Source organism: Agrobacterium sp. B1(2019) (genome assembly GCF_008274755.1).
Taxonomy (GTDB): domain Bacteria; phylum Pseudomonadota; class Alphaproteobacteria; order Rhizobiales; family Rhizobiaceae; genus Agrobacterium; species Agrobacterium salinitolerans.
In genome coordinates, this window is the sequence record NZ_VTPB01000002.1 from 1,180,001 (window position 1) to 1,182,878 (window position 2,878).

Annotated in this window: 2 rRNA genes (1 of these 2 only partly in view); both read left to right on the top strand. The window is 53.0% G+C overall.

The window, feature by feature from the left end:
- A 23S ribosomal RNA gene (locus AGR1_RS20280) occupies positions 1-2,363 on the top strand (it extends 590 nt beyond the left edge of the window).
- A 386-nt stretch (positions 2,364-2,749) separates the two neighbouring features.
- A 5S ribosomal RNA gene (gene rrf / locus AGR1_RS20285) occupies positions 2,750-2,864 on the top strand.
- Positions 2,865-2,878 lie beyond the last annotated feature (14 nt).

Sequence of the window (2,878 nt, forward strand, 5' to 3'; positions counted from 1 at the left end):
CTGAACATGGGGAGACCACTCTCCAAGCCTAAGTACTCGTGCATGACCGATAGCGAACAAGTACCGTGAGGGAAAGGTGAAAAGCACCCCGACGAGGGGAGTGAAATAGAACCTGAAACCGGATGCCTACAAACAGTCGGAGCCTGAAAGGGTGACGGCGTACCTTTTGTATAATGGGTCAACGACTTAGTGTAACTAGCAAGCTTAAGCCGGTAGGTGTAGGCGCAGCGAAAGCGAGTGTTAATAGCGCGACATAGTTAGTTGCATTAGACCCGAAACCGAGTGATCTAGCCATGAGCAGGCTGAAGGTTGGGTAACACCAACTGGAGGGCCGAACCCATAACTGTTGCAATAGTTCGGGATGACTTGTGGCTAGGGGTGAAAGGCCAATCAAACTCGGAAATAGCTGGTTCTCCGCGAAATCTATTTAGGTAGAGCGTCGACCTTATACCCTCGGGGGTAGAGCACTGGATGGGCTATGGGGACTCACCGTCTTACTGATCCTAACCAAACTCCGAATACCGAGGAGTACTAGTCGGCAGACACACGGCGGGTGCTAACGTCCGTCGTGAAAAGGGCAACAACCCTGACCTCCAGCTAAGGTCCCCAAGTCATGGCTAAGTGGGAAAGGATGTGAGGATCCCAAAACAACCAGGATGTTGGCTTAGAAGCAGCCATCATTTAAAGAAAGCGTAACAGCTCACTGGTCTAAATAAGGGTCTTTGCGCCGAAAATGTAACGGGGCTAAAGCCATGCACCGAAGCTGAGGATTTGCACTTTGTGCAAGTGGTAGCGGAGCGTTCCGTAAGTCTGTGAAGGGGTACCTGTGAGGGGCCCTGGAGATATCGGAAGTGCGAATGTTGACATGAGTAACGATAAAGGGAGTGAGAGACTCCCTCGCCGAAAGACCAAGGGTTCCTGCTTAAAGTTAATCTGAGCAGGGTTAGCCGGCCCCTAAGACGAGGCGGACACGCGTAGTCGATGGGAACCACGTTAATATTCGTGGGCCTGGTGGTAGTGACGGATCTCGTGTGTTGTTCAACCTTACTGGATTGGTTGGGCGGCGAAGAGGTTCCAGGAAATAGCTCCACCGTATAGACCGTACCCGAAACCGACACAGGTGGTCAGGTAGAGTATACCAAGGCGCTTGAGAGAACTATGTTGAAGGAACTCGGCAAATTGCACGCGTAACTTCGGAAGAAGCGTGACCCTTTTGTACGCAAGTATGATGGGGTGGCACAGACCAGGGGGTAGCGACTGTTTATCAAAAACACAGGGCTCTGCGAAGTAGCAATACGACGTATAGGGTCTGACGCCTGCCCGGTGCTGGAAGGTTAAAGGGAGGGGTGCAAGCTCTGAACTGAAGCCCCAGTAAACGGCGGCCGTAACTATAACGGTCCTAAGGTAGCGAAATTCCTTGTCGGGTAAGTTCCGACCTGCACGAATGGCGTAACGACTTCCCCGCTGTCTCCAACATAGACTCAGTGAAATTGAATTCCCCGTGAAGATGCGGGGTTCCTGCGGTCAGACGGAAAGACCCCGTGCACCTTTACTATAGCTTTACACTGGCATTCGCCAAGGCATGTGTAGGATAGGTGGTAGGCTTTGAAGCAGGGACGCCAGTTTCTGTGGAGCCATCCTTGAAATACCACCCTTATCTTCGTGGATGTCTAACCGCGGTCCGTTATCCGGATCCGGGACAGTGTATGGTGGGTAGTTTGACTGGGGCGGTCGCCTCCGAAAGAGTAACGGAGGCGCGCGATGGTTAGCTCAGACCGGTCGGAAATCGGTCGTCGAGTGCAATGGCATAAGCTAGCCTGACTGCGAGACTGACAAGTCGAGCAGAGACGAAAGTCGGTCATAGTGATCCGGTGGTCCCGTGTGGAAGGGCCATCGCTCAACGGATAAAAGGTACGCCGGGGATAACAGGCTGATGACCCCCAAGAGTCCATATCGACGGGGTTGTTTGGCACCTCGATGTCGACTCATCGCATCCTGGGGCTGGAGCAGGTCCCAAGGGTATGGCTGTTCGCCATTTAAAGCGGTACGTGAGTTGGGTTCAGAACGTCGTGAGACAGTTCGGTCCCTATCTGCCGTGGGTGTAGGAATATTGACAGGATCTGTCCCTAGTACGAGAGGACCGGGATGGACGTATCTCTGGTGGATCTGTTGTCCTGCCAAGGGCATAGCAGAGTAGCTATATACGGAATGGATAACCGCTGAAGGCATCTAAGCGGGAAACCAACCTGAAAACGAGTGTTCCCTATCAGAGCCGTGGAAGACGACCACGTTGATAGGACGGGTGTGGAAGCACAGCAATGTGTGAAGCTTACCGTTACTAATAGCTCGATCGACTTCTTCGTTCCCATTGTTCATGCTCATCGAAGATGAGCATTATTCTTCTGTCCTGACGCCCGATGGGCTCCGGACGGGCCGCGCCACAAGGCGTGACGACCTCTGGTCTGTATGGCTGCCTCGCTCGCTGTCGAGCAAAGGTAGAATACGGACAGGTCAAGAAAAGACGTGTAAATTAAAACGAAGCGCAAGCTTCCCAGCTTCTCGAAACAACAGTTTCCATGTGAAAACATGAACTAGGTTGCTTTGGTCACATGGTCCCTCATACATGAGGTGTCCGTATGGCCCATTGGCGTCCCCCGTGAGCGACAAGCAAACGGGATAAGGCATGCCAATCCAGAAAAGAACAACATATGTTCATGCTACCGCATGAACATATGTTGCGTTTTGCCGACCTGGTGGTTATCGCGGGGCGGCCGCACCCGTTCCCATTCCGAACACGGCCGTGAAACGCCCCAGCGCCAATGGTACTTCGTCTCAAGACGCGGGAGAGTAGGTCGCTGCCAGGTCTGCAAAACGCAAC